Source organism: Ereboglobus sp. PH5-5 (assembly GCF_029504805.1).
In the GTDB taxonomy this organism is placed as follows: domain Bacteria; phylum Verrucomicrobiota; class Verrucomicrobiia; order Opitutales; family Opitutaceae; genus Ereboglobus.
This window is the reverse complement of sequence record NZ_JAQFIT010000003.1, coordinates 1-15,887: the sequence shown is the minus strand read 5'-3', so window position 1 is coordinate 15,887 and position 15,887 is coordinate 1. Positions and strand designations below refer to the sequence as shown.

Sequence of the window (15,887 nt, the reverse complement as noted above, 5' to 3'; positions counted from 1 at the left end):
TTTATCAGCGCGGAGGTTTCGGCGTTTCGAGAGTTGGCGGCAGTCGGGCGATCGTTCTGCCATGGACTGCCGCGCATTGTGTTTTGTCAGGCTGGCTCGAAGCGGCCGGCCTCCCGGTTTTTGCGGACGGTGCCCGCGGGGAAAACTTGTCCGTTCATCGCGATATAAACGCCCGGCGGGAGCAGTTGCACGGCGGCGGTGGCAAAGCCGAGGTTGAAAGGCGCGTCGGTCTCGCGGAGGTGCGCGGGTTGCATGGCGCCGACAAAGACAATCGTTTTTCCGGGAATGTCGCGCAAGGCCTCGGCGCTTTTTGTCATGGTGTCGGTGCCGTGGGTGACGAGGAGGCGCGACTCGGGCCGGGCAAGGGCGGCGGCGCGCAGGCGCGCGCGGTCGTCGTCGGTCATGTCGAGGCTGTCCTTGCGGCATATTTCCCGCACGGAAACTTCGTAGTTGATATTGGCCTCCTGGAAACAGCGGGGAAGCGCGGGCGCGCCGACGGAGAATTTGCTGAGCGCGTCGTAATACACTTTGTCGATGGTGCCGCCGGTGGTGAGTATCGCGATGGGTTGCATGGAAAGGCTGAAAGGCTGAAGGACTGAAGGGCTGAAAATTTCCGCAAACTCAACCGCGTGGCCGGTGTTGCGCAACAAAGATTGCGACCATGAGCAACGCGCCGCCGACGAGCAGGCGGGGAATGTTCGCCGTCTCGCCGAAAACCAGCAGCGAGCACGCGACGGCGAGCGGTATCTTGATATTGTTGAAGACGGCGAGCGTGGCCGTGCTCACTCGAAGCGCCCCGAGGTTCCATCCAAAAAAACAAAGTCCCGACGCAATGGCGCCGAGATAGGCGAGCACGAGCCATTGCGACAAATCCGGGCGAAACGCGGACCAGTTTGTCGTCACGCCCGAGGCGAGCAGCGTGATGAGCAACGCACCGATGTAGAGCCAGGCAAACTGCGCGGTGTCGCTTGTTTTGCCGAGCGCGCCCCGTCTGATCTTGCGATACATGAGCTGGCCGACGGCGAAGCAGACATTGGAGCCCTGCACGAGCAGGAAGCCGGCCAGCAGATTGTGCGTGGGTGTGAGCGTTTGCCAGCTGATGACCGCCGCGCCCGCGATTGCGAGCAGCGCAGCGAAGGTCAGGCCGGCCGGAATCCTGCGAAGCTGAAACGACTCGATCGCCGCAATCCAAAGCGGCGTGAAGATGGTGAAGATGGCTACTTCGTAGGCGGCCAGAAACCGAAACGCGGCCATGTAGCAAACATACATCAAGCCAAACTCAACCGCTCCGATGCAGGCCAGGCGGACGGCGTCTCCCGCGCGGATTTTTCCGGGACGCCAGAAGGGGAGAAACACAAGGAGCGCAAAACCCGTGCGCACGACGCCGAGCGCGGTCGTGTCGAGCCCGGCAAGCTGTCCCTTGATAAGGCCGAAGGACAGCGCCCAGATGAGCGAGACGATAAATAGATGCAGCATTTCAGAAACCCGAAACACTGCGCGAATTTTCGCCCCGTGAATAGTCCAGAATGCAAATGTCCTCCGGATGGTCTTTTCCCAGCGAGGTTCCGTTTTAAAGTGATTCAATAATCGCAACCGCCTCGATGGGTGACGGATTTTCGCACCACACTTATCCGCCGAGGGCTTTGTTGAGGGTTGCGCAGTTGGGCGAGTTGGGCGGCGTCAGTTCGCGCTGCCGGCGCAAAATCGGATCGTGTGTCGAAAGCTGGCCGCCGCCCGCGTCGCCCTCGACTTCGAGGTATGGGTGATCTGGCGAAAGGTCGAACGCAATCCCGTCATGCTGGATTTGATTTAAGGACTGTGAGAGCGGCGGGCGCAGGTTTTGTGCGCGGTCTCAAAAACTTATCGCAACTGCCGGTAGTCGCTCGGGGACAATCCGGTTTCCCTTCGGAAGATTTTTGCGAAATGACTCGGGTTTGCGTAGCCCACCTCGAGCGCGATTTCCACGACGCTCCGCCGCGTTTCCCTCAACAGCTTTCGCGCCATGCTCATTCTTAAATCAATATGATACTTCGAGGGCGTTTTTCCCGTGGCCTTCTTGAAGAGGCGGTGAAAGTGGAATTTGCTCAGGCCCGCGATTTCGGAAAGCGTCGCGAGGTCAAACTCCTCGGCGAGGTTTTTGCTCATCCAGTCCGTGATCTGGCGCAGCTTGAAGCCGGGCAGCGAGGGGCTTCCGGTCGAGTTGGATTGCTGCGTGAGCGCGGAGTATTTGCGGACAAGGTGAATGGCGACCGCTTGCGCGATTCCCGAGACGAGAAGCCGGCTCGCCTTGCGGCGCGTCAGCTCGTCGCGCAGTTGCTCCATGAGTGCGTTTAGCTGACTGTCCTCGCCGCCCGACACGTCGCGGGGGCGCGCGTGCGTGGCGTCGATGCCATAGACCTCCTCGTAGGCTTTTTTCATCAGCGAAAGGTCGAGCAAAACGTGCATGATCACTCGCGGCTCGGGTGTCAGCGCGCGCCAGCGGCAGTCGTAGGGCTCGCCGCCGGTGGAGAGAAAAAACGAGCCTTTTTTCACAATGCTCCTGATCCAGGGGCCGCCTTTTTCGCGGTCGTGAACCTCGGATTCGCCCGAAATAAACCACACGAGATACGGTTCGCTCACGGGGGGAATGTCCAGCAATTCGCCGCACGCCGTGGACTCAGTGATCACCGCCTTGACGCCCTGCCACGCATCGCCCTTGTTCGCCGCGAGGACTTTTCCATGGATGTGGGCGCTGAGGAAACTTTCGGCCGATGTGGAAACAGGGACAGGCATTGAGCCAAAGCATAGCCGCGCAGCGGGCCGCCGCAACTGGATTCGGCGCGACGGATATGCGATGATTTTCGAACTCCGGGAGACGCAAGGCGCGCCATTTGCGCGGCGCGCCCCGTGTAGGATCGGATGCGCCCGCAAACGCCTGCTTTGCGGAAAGGGAGAATCTTTAAATTCCCTGCCGGTGCCGGGGTGTTACCGCGCGATTTTGTAGCGGAGCCAGAGGGTGCCGCGCTTGAGGCGCTCGACGGATTTTAACTTGAGCGGAACGGCTTTCTTTTTTGCCGGTTTCATGCCGTCGAAAACCGTCGGGATGTCGTGGCGGCCGTCGATGCCGGGCACGACAAGCAGGCTCAGCTCGTCAATCAATCCGGCGGCGAGAAATCCGCCGTTGATGTGCCCGCCGCCTTCGAGGAGCAGGCGGCGTATGCCGAAATGTTTTCGCAACAGCCCGACCGCGCGCGTCAGGTCCACAGTCGTTCGTCCGGCGACGATGTGGGAGATTTTCTTTTTGCGGAGGTCGGCGAGATAGTCGGCGGGCGCCTGCTCGCTCACGATGCAAATGAGATGCTCGCCATCGAGATCGCCGCCGCGCCAGTTCAGCGTTCCGTGCGTGTCGACGGCGATGGCGTGGGACTTCGCGCGGCGCGCGACAAACACCGGTTGCGGCCCGGCGGGTTTGCCCGACGCGGGGGCGAAGGGTTTGCGTTTCGCGAAGTGTTGCATCGTGACGCGTCCGCAAATCCATGCGTCGCCTTTGAGTTTCGCGGCGGTGGTTTCGTAGTCGCTGTCATTTGCGATGCCGTCGAAGGCGTCGGCGTTTATTTTCCCGTCAATGGTCGAGACCATGTGGCAGATGATGAGGGGTTTCATTGTTTCTTATTTGCTTATTTCAAGTTTGCGGAGCCAGGCGTCGACTTCCTTTTGCGCGCGCCTGGCAACGTTGCCGCTTATGGCGAGACCTTCGCGGACTGTCGCCTTGGGGCAAAGTTTTTTAATGTCGTTTGCGCTCCGGCCCAGCCGGCCTCCCTCGTGCGTGCAAAACGGGATGATTGTTTTTCCGGAAAAATCATACGATTCCAAAAACGTGAACAATGGCATCGGCATGGTGCCCCACCAGTTCGGGTAACCGACGAAGATGATGTTGTAATCGTCCATGCCGGCGACCTTGGTTGACAATTCCGGGCGGGCGTTTTCCTGCTGCTCCTTTTTGGCGGCGGCGGTGCACTCGCGATACACCGTCGGGTAGGCCTTGACGGTTTTTATCTCAAACAGGTCGCCGCCGGCGGTTTTTTGGATTTGTCCGGCGACGGTGCGCGTGTTGCCGCTCCATGAGAAGTAGGCGATTAGGATTTTGTCTTCGGCGGGTTTTTCCTGCGCGTGAATGTTTGCGGTCATAAGAAGAAATGCGATGAGGATTGTAAGACGTTTCATTTTTTGGAGGTGGCGGTTTTATATTCTTCGTCAGTCACGGGTTTCATCCAGGTGACGGCGCTGTTTTGATATTCGTTGCTGAGGGCGATGTGCGTGAACTCGCTGCCGGGCGCGGCGCCGTGCCAGTGCTCCACGCCGGCGGGAATGTTGACGACGTCGCCCGCGCCCAGCCAGCGGACCGGCTTGCCGCGTTCCTGATAACAACCGCGTCCGGCGATCGCGAGCAGGATTTGCCCGTCGGGATGCGTGTGCCAGTTGGTGCGCGCGGAGGGCGAAAAGACGACGTTGCCGACGGAGTATTTGTTGACGCCATCGGCCTTCGTAAGCGGGCGCACGGCGACGTTTCCAGTGAAGAAATTCGGCGAACCTTTGTCGCCCGGCGGAAAAATCGTGGCGGCCTTGGGACTGATGTCGTTCAATAAGCGGCGCGCGTTGGCGGCATTGGGCTTTCCGATGGAAGGTTCGATGGTTGCGATCAGGTCTTCGATTTGCGCGCGGGTTGTCCCGACATTCATGCAGGCGCCGAGATGGGCGCGCAGTTGCGGATCCACGCCGCCCAATGCGCAGAGCGCGGCCACGGTGGCGATTTCGCGGCTTTGCATGCCCAGGATGTCGCGCGCAAAGATGTCCGCGAACAAGTGCTCCTTGAGAAACGTGTCGATGATCGGCGCGAATGCCTGCGGGCCGGATGTCACGGGCGCGGGTGGTTTTCCGGTGAGTCGCGCGCGGGTTTCCGCGCCGTATTTGTCCCTGTCCAAGTCGGCGGGCAGGGGCGTGGCGTCTTTTCCCGTTTTGTCGGCGATGCCGGATTGCCGCCGGTTTTCCGTGACGGTGATGAGTGTTTGCAGGCCGTTCAAACTGCGCGGGAATCCGGTGTAGGCATACATTTGGACGAGGACTTCCTTGAGTTCGTTTATGGTTAGGCCGGCGTCCAGTCCCTTGGCGAGGGCGGGGCTCAGTTTTTCGAGATCGCCTCTCGCGGTGAGCGCGGCGACTTCGGCGATCGAGCGTTGTTTGGCGTCCAAATGGGTTGCGTCGTTTTGCATGGTTTGTGCTTTCGTGATGCCCGCGAGTCCGAGCGCGCTGAGGGCGAGTCCGAGCGCGAGTGATTTGACGAGGGTGATGTGTTTCATGGCGGGAGAGATGAGCGGATGGTCGAATTGTTTTTAGAATTCCTGCACGGTGGGCCGGACAACGATTTCGTTGACGGAGGTGTGGTCCGGCTGGGAAATCGCATAGAGGATCGCCCCGGCAATCGAATCGGCGGGGATGGCGTTTTGTTTGTAGGCCTCGACGACGCCGTTGCGCGTGGCCTCGTCGGACGTGCCATACATGAGCTCGGACTCGACGTAACCGGGGGAGACAATGGTGACGCGAAACTTCCCGCGCGATTCCATGCGGAGCCCTTCGCTGAGCGCGCGGACGGCGTGTTTCGTTGCGCAATAGACGGTGTTGCCGGGCGCGACTTTGAGGCCGGCGATTGAGGCGATGTTTATGAAGTGGCCGGATTTTTGTTTTTCGAAAACCGGCCAGACCGCGGCGATACCGTAGAGCATGCCCTTGATGTTGAGGTCGATCATTCGGTCCCACTCGCCGGTCTTGCCCGACGCGATAGGCGAGAGCGCCATGAGGCCGGCGTTGCTGACGAGCGCGTCGATGCGACCGTGTTGCGCGGCCGCGGCGGCGATCATCTTTTCCACCTGGTCTTTTTGTGTGACATCGACCTCGTGGCAGGACGCAACGCCGCCGTCGCGGACGACGGTGGCCCCCTGTCTGGCGAGGAGGCGCGCGGTGGTTTCGCCGATCCCGCTGCTTGCGCCTGTGATTAAAACGACTTTGCCGTGAATATTGCCTGAGTTCATGCGCAGCAAAATAACACGGATTCAAAAATCCGCGCCCGCGATCTTGCTGCGACTGTTGCGATTTTGCGCAAAAGTGCGCGACGGCAAACGTGGTCGCGGGGCGCGCCATTGTGTCAGCCCGCGCGGATGGTCAGTGCCTTCACTTTCGCGCAGCCGGGCAGTTTTTGGATTTTTTGGAGCAGCATTTTGCGATGCAAAAACAACTCGTTGCGCACCACCGCGTGCGATGCGAGCACGGTCAGGCAGCCGCGCTGGTCGAGATCCCTCACGTGCGAATAGTGCGCGTTCGCGGGGCCCGCGACTTCCGCCCAGTGCTCGCGGATCACGGATTCCTCCGACTCGATCCCGATTTTGTATTTTACGAGCAAGTCCTGAACCAGTCCGCCCATGTCCTTTGTCGGGCGTATGCGCATTTTCCTTGGAGTTTCATCGGGAATTTTTCGAAAGCTCCCGATCAACTCCTGTGCGGCGCGGCTGAACTGGTGAGGTTCGTTTGGCATGGGTTTCGTCCGTAATTTCACGCACATTAAAACCCCGGAAGCAAACCCTTGCTCGCGGTTTCCGGCGTGTCCGGCAGGCACCAGTCAATCGCGGGCCGCCCCGCCTCGACGAGGTGCCGGTTGACCGCTGAAAAACAGCGGCATCCGAAAAACAGCCGCGCCGACAGCGGCGACGGGTGCGCGCTTTCCACGATGCGGTGTTGCGCGCCGGTGATCGCCTTTCGTTTTGCGCGTGCCTGGTTGCCCCACAGCACAAAGACGACCGTTTCTGGCATGGCGTTGACGGCGGCGATCACCCGATCGGTGAAAATCTCCCAGCCGCGTTTTTGGTGCGAGTTTGCCTCGCGCGCGCGCACTGTCAGCACCGTGTTCAGCATGAGCACTCCCTGCCTCGCCCAGCTTTCCAGACAGCCGTGCGCGGGCGGCTGAAAATTTTCCCCGCCCAAATCAGAGCGCAGTTCCTTGAAGACATTGTTGAGTGAGCGAGGCAGCGGGCGCACGTCGGGCCGCACCGAAAAGCACAGGCCGTGAGCGTGTCCGGGGGTTGGATACGGGTCCTGCCCGAGCAGCACCACCCTTACGCCGCCGGGCGGTGTGAGGCGCAATGCGTTGAACACATCCTCGCGCGCGGGCAGAATCGAGCGTCCCGCCGCGATTTCGGCGTCAAGAAACGCATCCAGTCCGCGATACCACTGCTCTTGTGAAACATCGCCAAGCGTGTCGCGCCAGTTCTCGGGAATTTCAGGAAGCATGAATTGATTACAGCCACATTTGGCCGTTTTTCATTTTCCCGATGCGGGCGGCCAGTTTTTTGACTTCCTGCGCTTTTGATTTTGGCGCGATAAGCGTGGCGTCCTTTGTGTGCACGACGATCATGTCGTCCGCGCCGAGCAACGCGGTGAGGTGGCCGCTTTCCGAAAACACAATGTTGCCGCGCCCCTGCTCAACGAGCGCGGGGCCGCGCAGGGCGTTGCCGTCGGCATCGAGCTTGCAGTGCGCCTGCACCGCGGACCACGAGCCGACGTCGTCCCACGAAAACGACGCGGGCAGCACGACGACGTTGTCCGCCTTTTCCAGCAGCGCGTAATCGACGGAGAGCTTTTCGATTTTCGAATAAACTTTTTTCAGCGCGGCGCCGATCGGCTTGCGCTTCGCGAGCGCGTCGCGCACCGGCTTCATCGCGGAGAAATAGTCGGGCGCGTGTTTTTCAAAGGCTGTTTCAACAACCGGCACGCTCCAGACAAACATGCCCGCGTTCCACGCGTAATCGCCCGACGCGACATAGCGCCGCGCGGTTTTGAGCGGGGGTTTTTCCTTGAATTGTTTCACGCGGGAAAACTTCGCGCCGCCAAACTTTTTCCAGTCCTTGCCGAGCTGAATGTAACCGTAGCCTGTTTCCGGAATCGTCGGCTTGATGCCGATGGTCACAAGGACGGGTTCCGCCTCCGCCGCGGCAAAGGCGGCGCGCAGGTCGCGCAGATACACCTTCGCGTCGGGAATCACGTGGTCGGACGGCAGCACGGCAAAAACGCCCCGCGGATCGCGCGCCCCGACAAGCGCCGCCGCGAGCGCGACCGCGGGCGCGGTGTCTCGACCGACGGGCTCGGCCACGATGTTTGCCCGTGGCAGTTGCCCGCACACTTGGCGCACGGCCTTTTCTTGCGCGGCGCTGGTGATGACGAACGTGTTTTTTGGGGGCACGACCGGGCGAATGCGATCGAGCGTTTGCGCGAGCATGGGCTTGTCGCCGACAATGGGCAGCAGATGTTTAGGGCGGCGTTCGCGGCTTTGCGGCCAGAAACGCTCTCCTTTTCCCCCGGCAATGATGACGGCAAAATGTTGAGGCATGGGCACGACCGTGTGCGTGACGAAGGTTTTGGGCAATGTGTTTTTGTTCGAGTTGCCCGACGTTTTGGCTCTTCACGCCGGGGAAAAGTTTTTCATGATTCCGTCATGACGATTACCTTGGATATTCTTCCCATGCGCACGGGCGGCGCGGCCGAAAACATGGCCGCGGATTTTCTTTTGCTCAAACGCTACCCGGAGCGCGGGCATGCGCGGTTCCGTCATTATGGCTGGCGGAGCGCGGCGTTCACTTTTGGATACAGCCAGAAGCTCGAATATGTGCGCTCGCAACTGCCGCCGGAGGAAGAGGGGCCGTTTGACCTTTGCCGGCGCGCGACGGGAGGCGGGGTTGTCGATCACCGGGAGGACTGGACGTATGCGCTTGTGATTCCGCGCGAGCACGCGCTTTGCGAGGTGCCCGCGCCCGAGTCATATCGCGTCGTCCACGAGTGCATCGCGGATGCGCTGGCGGCGATGGGCGAGAATGTTGTCCTGAAAAAGGAAGCCGCGGCGGAAGGCGAGGGCCTGCCGACGGTGTGCTTCGAGCGTCCGGAGCGTTACGATGTGATCCATTTGGACACGGGCGCAAAGATTGCGGGCGCGGCGCAAAAGCGCGCGAAGGAGGGCATGTTGTTTCAAGGGTCGATCGCGCGCGCGACGGTATCGGCGGAATTGGACTGGGATGCGTTCAAGATGGAATTTATCGGGAGACTTGCAAAGGCGATGTGCGCGGAGGCCGTCGAGACGCCGTGGCCCGATTTCGCGGAGCACGAGGTCGATGGATTGACCGAGCAGTATTCCTCGACTGAATGGAATGCGTTTCGGTGAAACGCCGGACGGGCGTGCCGGGAAATGAAGAAAGACAAACGCGGCGGTTGGCAAATGTCGCCTGCGCTTGGCAACGGCGAAACCGTCCTTCCATTGTCGGGACCTAAAGAATAAGCCGCATTTGTAGGCTGTTTAAGGACGCTGGTCTTATTCTTTTTTATCCGAGGTCGGCGGCGGGGTGTCTTCCGGGATTTTCTCGAGGAGGTCGCCGGGCGCGGCGGGGAGGCCGGTGAAGACGTGGTCGTAGGTTTCCACGGCGCGTTTTTGCATGAGGGCGTTTACCGGGGAATCGGATTTTGCATCCGTTATTTGGATATACACCGCGCCGGCGGGGATTGTTTCCGTTTCGGGCCCGGTCGTGCCGCCGGTTGCGGCGTCGGGTTTTGGTTCCTGCGCGGCGGGCTTGGGGACCGTTTTGGCGGGACGGCGGCCCATGGTGATCGTGACGGCGCGGTTGTCGAAGGCGGTGAGGGTCACCGTGCGCGCGTATTTTTTGGCTTCGGCGGCGTCGGGGGTGCCGAGGTCAACGGTGTCGCGGAAGCGCAGCGTGGTGAGTGTGTTGAGCTGGTTGTCGAGCGCGGAGGTTTTTGTTTTCCAGCCTTCGCGCGCGGGGTCGGGGGCGAAGGGTTCCGTCTTTTCCTTGCGGGCAAAGGCGAGCGGCGGGGCGTCGGGGAAGGTGAACTCGACTTTCGCGATGTCCGCGGTCTTGAGCGGGACGAGCGCGCTGTCGGCCCAGTTTTTCGGCTCGGTGTCGAGCCAGAGGTTGAAGCTGGCGAGGTAGGCCTTGGTTTCGCCGGTGTGGCGGACGAAGCGGCCGCCGTTGTCGGCGGTGCGTCCGATGTCGATCGAGTAGAGCGGCGCGGCGTCGGCGATCGAATCGGCGGCGTGAAACGCGATTTGCGCGCCGTTGAAATCGAGGCGCTTGACGCGTTCGGGATCGGCCGAGACGAAGCGCTCGATTTTTGCGCCGGTGAGGTCCGAGACGAGGCGCGTGAGCTTGGGGAAATCGACGGGGAGGTCGTAATAGCTCGCGTTGCGCCAGGTCTGGTCGGCGCCGCGCGCGAGTTCGATTTTTTTGCCGTTGTCGGTGATGACGACGCGCGCGGCCCGGGCGATTTTTTCGGTGGGCGCGAGCGCTTTGCCGACGCGGGCGTCGGCGGTGACGGGCGCGGGCGGGCGGGTGGCAATCCATGTGATGCCGGCAAGCACGAGCAGCACGGCGACTGTGATGACGAGCGGTTTGAGTTTCATTGGTCTACTGAGTTTCGCGGAATAAAGTTACAAGGATGAAGAGGCCATTTGGAGTGCGGTGGCAGAGAGAGCGCAAGCGACCGGCGACACCGCTTTGAACAGCGTAAGATTTTCACCGGGCGCAACTCGCTCAAAGCGATGTCGCCGCTTCGCTCTGCCACCGCACTCCAAAGAACTGGCACTGTGTTTTACGAATATCATTAAATCGGCGCGGGGGTTTATTTGCGACGGGCGCGTTGGAAGAGCCATGCGCCGGCGAGGATCAGCGCGGGGACGAGGAGGATGTTGATGGCGGCGAGCCGGTATTCGAGCGCGTCGATGTCCTCGCGGAGGGAGCGGCGGATTTCGCGGCGTTCGCGGCGCATCTGCACTTCCTGTTTTTGGAAGTCCTCGATCGCTTTCTGGATTTCGGGCGTGGCGACGAGGCGGTTGCCCTCGGAGGTGCGGCCCATGAGTTCGCCGAGCTTGCCCTGCACTTCGGTGATGCGGGTTTCGAGTTCGGCGAGCTTGGCCTGGTATTTTTTCTCGGCGGCGGCCTGCATGTCGCGCACGACGGTGAAGGGGCGCTCGACGGCGCCTTTGCCGCGGAGGGTGACGAGGTCGGTGGAGCCGGCGATGATGTCGGCGATGTTGCTCGCGAAGGCGAGGTTGTTGTTGAAGGGCTCGACGGCCTCGGTGCCGAGGAAGTTGAACTTGCGCAGGCCGAAGTCGTCGAAGAGCCAGTCGGTGTCGGCGACGAGGATGACGGTCGAGGAGCCCTCGGCGAGGTGTTCGGTTTTGGCGTCGGCGTCTTGCCCGGCGGGTTTGTCGGCGGACGCATTGGCTGCGGCGTCATCCGGCTTGTTGCTGGCGTCGGTTTTCTTGGGCGCGCCGTCGGGAAACGCGGTTTTGAATTTTCCGGTAAGCTGGACGGCGAGGACTTTTTTTCCGCTCGGGGTGAGCAGGCGCGCGGTTTCGCCGGGCTGGGCAAATTGGAGCGCGTCGCGTTGCGCGTCGCCGGCCTGGTCGGTGGTTTCGATGAGCGGCGTGGCGGTGAGGCCGGTGGCGGCGGTGTCGATTGCGAAGGAGCCGGGTTCGGCGAAGAGGAGCGTGTTGAGTTGCGCGGTGGGTTGCGCGGCGCGGTTGAGGTTTTCGGCGGTGAGGGTGAGCCACACGGGGTAGCGCTCGACGGCGCGGCCGGTCTGGATGGTGGTGGCGAGTTTGTTGTCGCCGACGATGCGGTTGGGGTCGTAGGTCACGCCCCATGTTTTGAGGAAGCGCGGCAGGTCGCTGGAGATGTCCTGCGGCGGCATGCCCATCATCATGGCCTGCTGGTTGGTGGAGCGGCGCGCGTGTTGCGAGGAGGGGTCGAGCGCGAGGAGGACGGGGTGACCGGCGAGGATGAACTGGTCGATTGCGTATTGGAGTTTGTCGGGGATGCCTTGCGGGTGGATGATCGCGAGCGCGTCAAGGTTGGCGGGCAGCTCGGGCGTGGTCGCGGGGTCGATGGTGACGATCTCGCAGTTGCGCGACCACTCGGTGTAGACGAACTGCGGCTGCGGCATGCGCTGGCGTTGCTGGAGCATCATCATGTTTGGCGGCGGCGCGGCGAGCGGCAGGCTGCTGATGAGGCCGAGGCGCGGTTTTTTGACGAGCTGCACGCCGTGGATGAGTTGCGAGATGTCGTATTCGAGGAACGCCTCGCGTTGCGGCGTGAAGGCGGGGATGTTTTTTTCCTGGTCGGCCTGGATTGCGACGAGGCCGAAGTAGATCGTCTCGCCCGTGGCGTTGATGGTTTGCGCCTGGAGGCCCGCGGCGGCGGCGCGCTCCTCCTCGGGCGTGTCGGCTTGCGGCGTGATGATGTTGAGCGTGATTTTTCCGGAGGAGGCGCGGACATACTGGCGCAAAAGCTCCTGCACGCGCGAGGCGTAGTTTTTGTAGGAGGTGGGCAGGCCGGCGGCGTCGCGCGAAAAATAAAAGTCGAGCGCGAGCGGCGTCTCGATTTTCGAGAGGAGCGACTTGGTGCCGGGCGAGAGCGTGTAGATGCCGCCGGCGGTGGCGTCGACGCGCAGCGGGAGCCGCGAGACGATGAAGTTGACGAGGATGATCGCAACGATGACGAGGGCGACGGCGACGAGTTTGTTTCCGATTTTCATGGCGCGGAAAAAATGGGTTTGCGTTGGCGGTTCAGCGTTCGAGGACGACGACGTTGATGAAGAGCGTGATGCCGGCGACCGACAGGAAGTAGACGACGTCGCGCGGGTCGATGATGCCTTTCATGAAGGGATCGAAGTGCGGGATGAAGCCGCAGTTCGCCACAAAATCGACGGCCCCGACGGGCAGCACGGCTCCGAGCGCGCCGTTGAACACGCTCCAGCCGAGAAACACAAACACGAGGCAAACGACAAAGCTGATGACGAAGCTGATGACCTGGTTGCGCGTGAGCGCCGAGGTGAGCGAGCAGATGCCGAGGTAGGCGCCCGCCATGAAAATCGCCCCAACATAGCCCGTGAGCACGCCGCCCCAATCCGGGTCGCCGAGATAACCGACCGTGAGCGCCATTGGAAAACTGAGCACGACGGCGAGCGCGAGAAACGCCCACGCCGCGAGATATTTTCCGAGCACGGCCTGCGTCGTGGTGACGGGCAGTGTGAACAGCAGCTCGATGGAACCGGAGCGTTTTTCCTCCGCCCAAAGCCTCATGCCGGCGGCGGGCGCGAAGAACAAAAACAGCCACGGCAGAAACAAGAAGTAACTTTCAAGCGTGGCGGCGTTGTTCTTGAAAAAGTTTCCAAGAAAAAACGCCAGCCCTACCGAGGCCGTGAGGAACACGATGAGAAACACATAAGCCACCGGCGTGCGGAAGTAGCCGAGGAATTCGCGTTTGAAGATGGTGCAGATCATGAGTCGGCGAAATAATGGGTTGTTGGAAAAGGCTGCGGGAGGGAATGGTCGGGAATTTGTTTTTTCGCGTCGGGAAAAAACGGGGGAAACGCTCACGCCATGTCGCCAACGGTGAGCGAGCGGAAAATCTCGTCCAGTCGCGCGCCGGGTTGGCGCGCGCGAAACTCCGCGGGCGTTTCATCGACGACGATTTTGCCCTGCGAGACGATGATGATGCGCGTGCAAATGGCCTCGACCTCCTCGAGGATGTGCGTCGAGAGGATCACGGCTTTTTCGGAGGCCATCGACTTGATGAGGGCGCGCACCTCGTTTTTCTGGTTCGGGTCGAGCCCGTCGGTCGGCTCGTCGAGGATGAGCGCCGGCGGGTCGTGCAGGAGCGCCTGCGCAAAGCCGACGCGCTGGCGGTAGCCCTTGGAAAGCGTCTCGATGGTTTGGTGACACACGCTTTCGAGATGCGTGAGCCGGATGGCGCGCTCCACTTTTTCGGCGCGCGCATCCGCGCCGCGAAATCCGCGCACGTCCGCGATGAACCCGAGGAATTCGCCGACGGTCATCTCACCGTAGGCGGGCGCGCTTTCGGGCAGGTAGCCGATGACGCGCTTGACCGCCACGGGGTCGCGGCGCACGTCGTGCCCGTCCACAATGGCGGTGCCGGCGGTCGGCGTGATGAAGCCGGTGATCATCTTCATGGTGGTGGATTTCCCCGCGCCGTTTGGCCCGAGAAAGCCGACGATGTCGCCGCGCCGGACGCTAAAGCTGATGTTGTCCACGGCGCGTTTCGCGCCGAAATTTTTCACCAAACCTTTGACTTCAATCATGGGAGAATTGCGAGAAGGGAGATAAAGTTTCGAGAAAGCCAAATTGAAAAAAGCGCGCGCGAAAACAATCCAGTCTTTTTTTTGCGTGTGTTTTGTTTCAGCGCCGCCGCCGGGCAGGGCGGGGGCGGGAGTATGTGTTTGTGTTGAGTTGCGGCGCGCAAAAAAAGCGCATCCGAAACGGGCTCGGATGCGCTTTGGGTGGGAATGAGAGTGTCGTTCTAGTTGCTCAGATTTTGTCCACGATTTTATCCACGAGGCCGTAGGCGATGGCTTCCTGGGCGTTGAGGTAGAAATCGCGGTCGGTATCGCGGTCGATTTTTTCGAGCGATTGGCCGGAGGACTCTGCGAGGATTTTGTTCAGCTCGGCGCGGGTCTTTTCCATTTCCTGAGCCTGGATGTTGATGTCTGTTGCCGGACCGATCATGCGGCCGGAAATGAGCGGCTGATGGATGAGCACGCGGCCGTGCGGATAGATAAAACGGCGGCCCTTGGGAGCGCCGCACAGGAGGATTGAGCCCATCGATGCCGCCATGCCCGTGACAACGACCGTGATGGGCGACGAGATGAGCTTCATCGTATCGTAAACGGCCATGCCGGAGGTGATGATTCCGCCGGGGGAGTTGATATAGAAGGTGATTTCCTTGCCCGGGGCGTCGGCTTCGAGATAAAGAAGTTTTTCGGTGAGATCCTTGGCGGACTCGTCGGTGACGGGGCCCCAGAGGAAGATTTTTCGCTGCTCAAGGAATTTTTTCTGGATGAGCGTGGCCACGGGGGCGGCGTTTTTGCGAGCCAGAGCCTCCTCGATTTCGTCGTCGTCGTCGAGGCGCGGGGCCGGTGCGGTTGGTGCGGTATTCTGAAAGTGATGTGTGGACATATTGCGGATTAAAGTGCGTTCAGTTGCGCGTTTTGCCAGTAGAAAAAATCAACGGTTGGGCGGGGTGGGGCGAGCACTGCGGGGTTGATGCCATGTCCCGCGCCGACGTTACCCCGAGGCGGGTCGTTGTCGCGGAGGATGCATTCGGGCAGCCTGTAACGGCTGAACACCGAGGCAAGGGACGCTTTCATGGTGGCGCCGGCCTGATTGTCGCATGCGAAGAGGCCGGGCGGATAGCGGTAGTGGCCGGCGACGATGGTTCTCGAATGGCCGCGCGAGCCGCAGTGAATGGAGGAGTAGCCCTTGATGTCCATTTGCCAGAGATGGCTTGGCCGCGCGCGCCCGAAGCGCCTGAAAGGAGCGGGTTGTCTGGTTTGGCCTGGCTCGATTATCCCCTTTTGTTTGAGCATGAACGTCACGATGCATGAGGGCGGAATGTTTTTAGCGCCGGAGTGAGAAAAGACTTTTCTGCGCTTGCGCGGCCCTCGGGCGGGAAACTCCGAGCGCAAGGCAAGCAGCGCCACCGCGATGCAAGTCGCGTTCTGGTTTCCGCGTCGGATACGGTTCAGGGGGAGGATATCCTGCCCGGCTTTGCCGCGTTTGTTGAGGCGCGAGCGACTTGCATGCGTTTTTTCGGCTGTTGCCGAAACGTCGGCTAAGCTAGAGCAATTCCTAATTAATTAGTCGCATAATGTGCATGGGCGAAGAAGTTGTTGCATTGGCGCGCTGTGAAACTGCGCACCGACGCGGCAACGGCCCTGATCAGGCTCTCATGCTCGCGTGGCGAGGCTTTGCGCACGTCGCTTTTGAGTTTTGCGAAGAC

17 protein-coding genes are annotated in these 15,887 nt (G+C 61.1%); 1 reads left to right on the top strand and 16 read right to left on the bottom strand.

Features of this window, described 5'->3' with window-relative positions:
• Positions 1–86 precede the first annotated feature (86 nt).
• The 10 genes from M2103_RS02315 to M2103_RS02270 form a co-directional block, all read right to left on the bottom strand.
• Positions 87–572 (bottom strand): asparaginase domain-containing protein, encoded by a 486-nt coding sequence (locus M2103_RS02315; protein WP_277508493.1) that lies wholly within the window; start codon positions 570–572, stop codon positions 87–89.
• Between the two features lie 49 nt (positions 573–621).
• Positions 622–1,476 carry an EamA family transporter gene (locus M2103_RS02310; RefSeq protein ID WP_277508492.1) on the bottom strand — a complete coding sequence of 285 codons (855 nt, stop codon included), beginning with the start codon at positions 1,474–1,476 and terminating at the stop codon, positions 622–624.
• Positions 1,477–1,860: 384 nt separating this feature from the next.
• Positions 1,861–2,772: an AraC family transcriptional regulator gene (locus tag M2103_RS02305; RefSeq protein WP_277508491.1), complete on the bottom strand. Its 912-nt coding sequence runs from the start codon at positions 2,770–2,772 to the stop codon at positions 1,861–1,863.
• 192 nt (positions 2,773–2,964) lie between these two features.
• Positions 2,965–3,642, bottom strand: a complete 678-nt coding sequence (locus tag M2103_RS02300; RefSeq protein WP_277508490.1) for a dihydrofolate reductase family protein — start codon at positions 3,640–3,642, stop codon at positions 2,965–2,967.
• Positions 3,643–3,648: 6 nt separating this feature from the next.
• On the bottom strand, positions 3,649–4,203 hold the full coding sequence (locus M2103_RS02295; protein ID WP_277508489.1) for a flavodoxin: 555 nt from the start codon (positions 4,201–4,203) through the stop codon (positions 3,649–3,651).
• The gene (locus tag M2103_RS02290; RefSeq protein WP_277508487.1) at positions 4,200–5,336 is read right to left on the bottom strand and encodes a carboxymuconolactone decarboxylase family protein; all 1,137 of its coding nucleotides are present in this window, start codon (positions 5,334–5,336) and stop codon (positions 4,200–4,202) included. Before M2103_RS02290 ends, M2103_RS02295 begins: the two co-directional genes overlap by 4 nt.
• 33 nt (positions 5,337–5,369) lie before the next feature.
• Positions 5,370–6,065, bottom strand: a complete 696-nt coding sequence (locus M2103_RS02285; protein WP_277508486.1) for an SDR family oxidoreductase — start codon at positions 6,063–6,065, stop codon at positions 5,370–5,372.
• Positions 6,066–6,178: 113 nt separating this feature from the next.
• Positions 6,179–6,565: a DciA family protein gene (locus M2103_RS02280; RefSeq protein WP_277508485.1), complete on the bottom strand. Its 387-nt coding sequence runs from the start codon at positions 6,563–6,565 to the stop codon at positions 6,179–6,181.
• A 26-nt stretch (positions 6,566–6,591) separates the two neighbouring features.
• Complete coding sequence (ung, locus tag M2103_RS02275; RefSeq protein ID WP_277508484.1) at positions 6,592–7,317, bottom strand: uracil-DNA glycosylase; 726 nt, start codon at positions 7,315–7,317, stop codon at positions 6,592–6,594.
• Positions 7,318–7,324: 7 nt separating this feature from the next.
• The gene (locus tag M2103_RS02270) at positions 7,325–8,449 is read right to left on the bottom strand and encodes a mannose-1-phosphate guanylyltransferase (protein ID WP_277508483.1); all 1,125 of its coding nucleotides are present in this window, start codon (positions 8,447–8,449) and stop codon (positions 7,325–7,327) included.
• A 69-nt stretch (positions 8,450–8,518) separates the two neighbouring features.
• Between M2103_RS02270 and M2103_RS02265 the strand changes: the two genes are divergently transcribed.
• Complete coding sequence (locus tag M2103_RS02265; RefSeq protein ID WP_277508482.1) at positions 8,519–9,238, top strand: lipoate--protein ligase family protein; 720 nt, start codon at positions 8,519–8,521, stop codon at positions 9,236–9,238.
• Between the two features lie 147 nt (positions 9,239–9,385).
• On the opposite strand, the gene M2103_RS02260 is transcribed toward M2103_RS02265, so the two are convergent.
• The 6 genes from M2103_RS02260 to M2103_RS02235 all read right to left on the bottom strand — a co-directional run bounded on the left by M2103_RS02260 (position 9,386) and on the right by M2103_RS02235 (position 15,378).
• Positions 9,386–10,489 (bottom strand): DUF4340 domain-containing protein, encoded by a 1,104-nt coding sequence (locus M2103_RS02260; protein ID WP_277508481.1) that lies wholly within the window; start codon positions 10,487–10,489, stop codon positions 9,386–9,388.
• Positions 10,490–10,707: 218 nt separating this feature from the next.
• Positions 10,708–12,624 carry a GldG family protein gene (locus M2103_RS02255; RefSeq protein WP_277508480.1) on the bottom strand — a complete coding sequence of 639 codons (1,917 nt, stop codon included), beginning with the start codon at positions 12,622–12,624 and terminating at the stop codon, positions 10,708–10,710.
• 31 nt (positions 12,625–12,655) lie between these two features.
• A complete protein-coding gene (locus tag M2103_RS02250; protein WP_277508479.1) occupies positions 12,656–13,372 on the bottom strand; it encodes an ABC transporter permease in 717 nt (238 codons plus the stop codon).
• A gap of 92 nt (positions 13,373–13,464) precedes the next feature.
• Positions 13,465–14,190 carry an ATP-binding cassette domain-containing protein gene (locus M2103_RS02245; protein ID WP_277508477.1) on the bottom strand — a complete coding sequence of 242 codons (726 nt, stop codon included), beginning with the start codon at positions 14,188–14,190 and terminating at the stop codon, positions 13,465–13,467.
• 226 nt (positions 14,191–14,416) lie between these two features.
• On the bottom strand, positions 14,417–15,064 hold the full coding sequence (locus M2103_RS02240; RefSeq protein ID WP_277508476.1) for an ATP-dependent Clp protease proteolytic subunit: 648 nt from the start codon (positions 15,062–15,064) through the stop codon (positions 14,417–14,419).
• Between the two features lie 8 nt (positions 15,065–15,072).
• The gene (locus tag M2103_RS02235; RefSeq protein WP_277508475.1) at positions 15,073–15,378 is read right to left on the bottom strand and encodes a hypothetical protein; all 306 of its coding nucleotides are present in this window, start codon (positions 15,376–15,378) and stop codon (positions 15,073–15,075) included.
• Between the last annotated feature and the right edge of the window lie 509 nt (positions 15,379–15,887).

Bases quoted from the DNA above. Each gene is read 5' to 3' on its own strand.
- M2103_RS02300 (WP_277508490.1), bottom strand. From the start codon at position 3,642: ATGAAACCCCTCATCATCTGCCACATGGTCTCGACCATTGACGGGAAA.
- M2103_RS02285 (WP_277508486.1), bottom strand. From the start codon at position 6,065: ATGAACTCAGGCAATATTCACGGCAAAGTCGTTTTAATCACAGGCGCA.
- M2103_RS02305 (WP_277508491.1), bottom strand. From the start codon at position 2,772: ATGCCTGTCCCTGTTTCCACATCGGCCGAAAGTTTCCTCAGCGCCCAC.
- M2103_RS02250 (WP_277508479.1), bottom strand. From the start codon at position 13,372: ATGATCTGCACCATCTTCAAACGCGAATTCCTCGGCTACTTCCGCACG.
- M2103_RS02290 (WP_277508487.1), bottom strand. From the start codon at position 5,336: ATGAAACACATCACCCTCGTCAAATCACTCGCGCTCGGACTCGCCCTC.
- M2103_RS02310 (WP_277508492.1), bottom strand. From the start codon at position 1,476: ATGCTGCATCTATTTATCGTCTCGCTCATCTGGGCGCTGTCCTTCGGC.
- M2103_RS02260 (WP_277508481.1), bottom strand. From the start codon at position 10,489: ATGAAACTCAAACCGCTCGTCATCACAGTCGCCGTGCTGCTCGTGCTT.
- ung (WP_277508484.1), bottom strand. From the start codon at position 7,317: ATGCTTCCTGAAATTCCCGAGAACTGGCGCGACACGCTTGGCGATGTT.
- M2103_RS02280 (WP_277508485.1), bottom strand. From the start codon at position 6,565: ATGCCAAACGAACCTCACCAGTTCAGCCGCGCCGCACAGGAGTTGATC.
- M2103_RS02295 (WP_277508489.1), bottom strand. From the start codon at position 4,203: ATGAAACGTCTTACAATCCTCATCGCATTTCTTCTTATGACCGCAAAC.
- M2103_RS02240 (WP_277508476.1), bottom strand. From the start codon at position 15,064: ATGTCCACACATCACTTTCAGAATACCGCACCAACCGCACCGGCCCCG.
- M2103_RS02235 (WP_277508475.1), bottom strand. From the start codon at position 15,378: ATGGACATCAAGGGCTACTCCTCCATTCACTGCGGCTCGCGCGGCCAT.
- M2103_RS02245 (WP_277508477.1), bottom strand. From the start codon at position 14,190: ATGATTGAAGTCAAAGGTTTGGTGAAAAATTTCGGCGCGAAACGCGCC.
- M2103_RS02315 (WP_277508493.1), bottom strand. From the start codon at position 572: ATGCAACCCATCGCGATACTCACCACCGGCGGCACCATCGACAAAGTG.
- M2103_RS02255 (WP_277508480.1), bottom strand. From the start codon at position 12,624: ATGAAAATCGGAAACAAACTCGTCGCCGTCGCCCTCGTCATCGTTGCG.
- M2103_RS02265 (WP_277508482.1), top strand. From the start codon at position 8,519: ATGACGATTACCTTGGATATTCTTCCCATGCGCACGGGCGGCGCGGCC.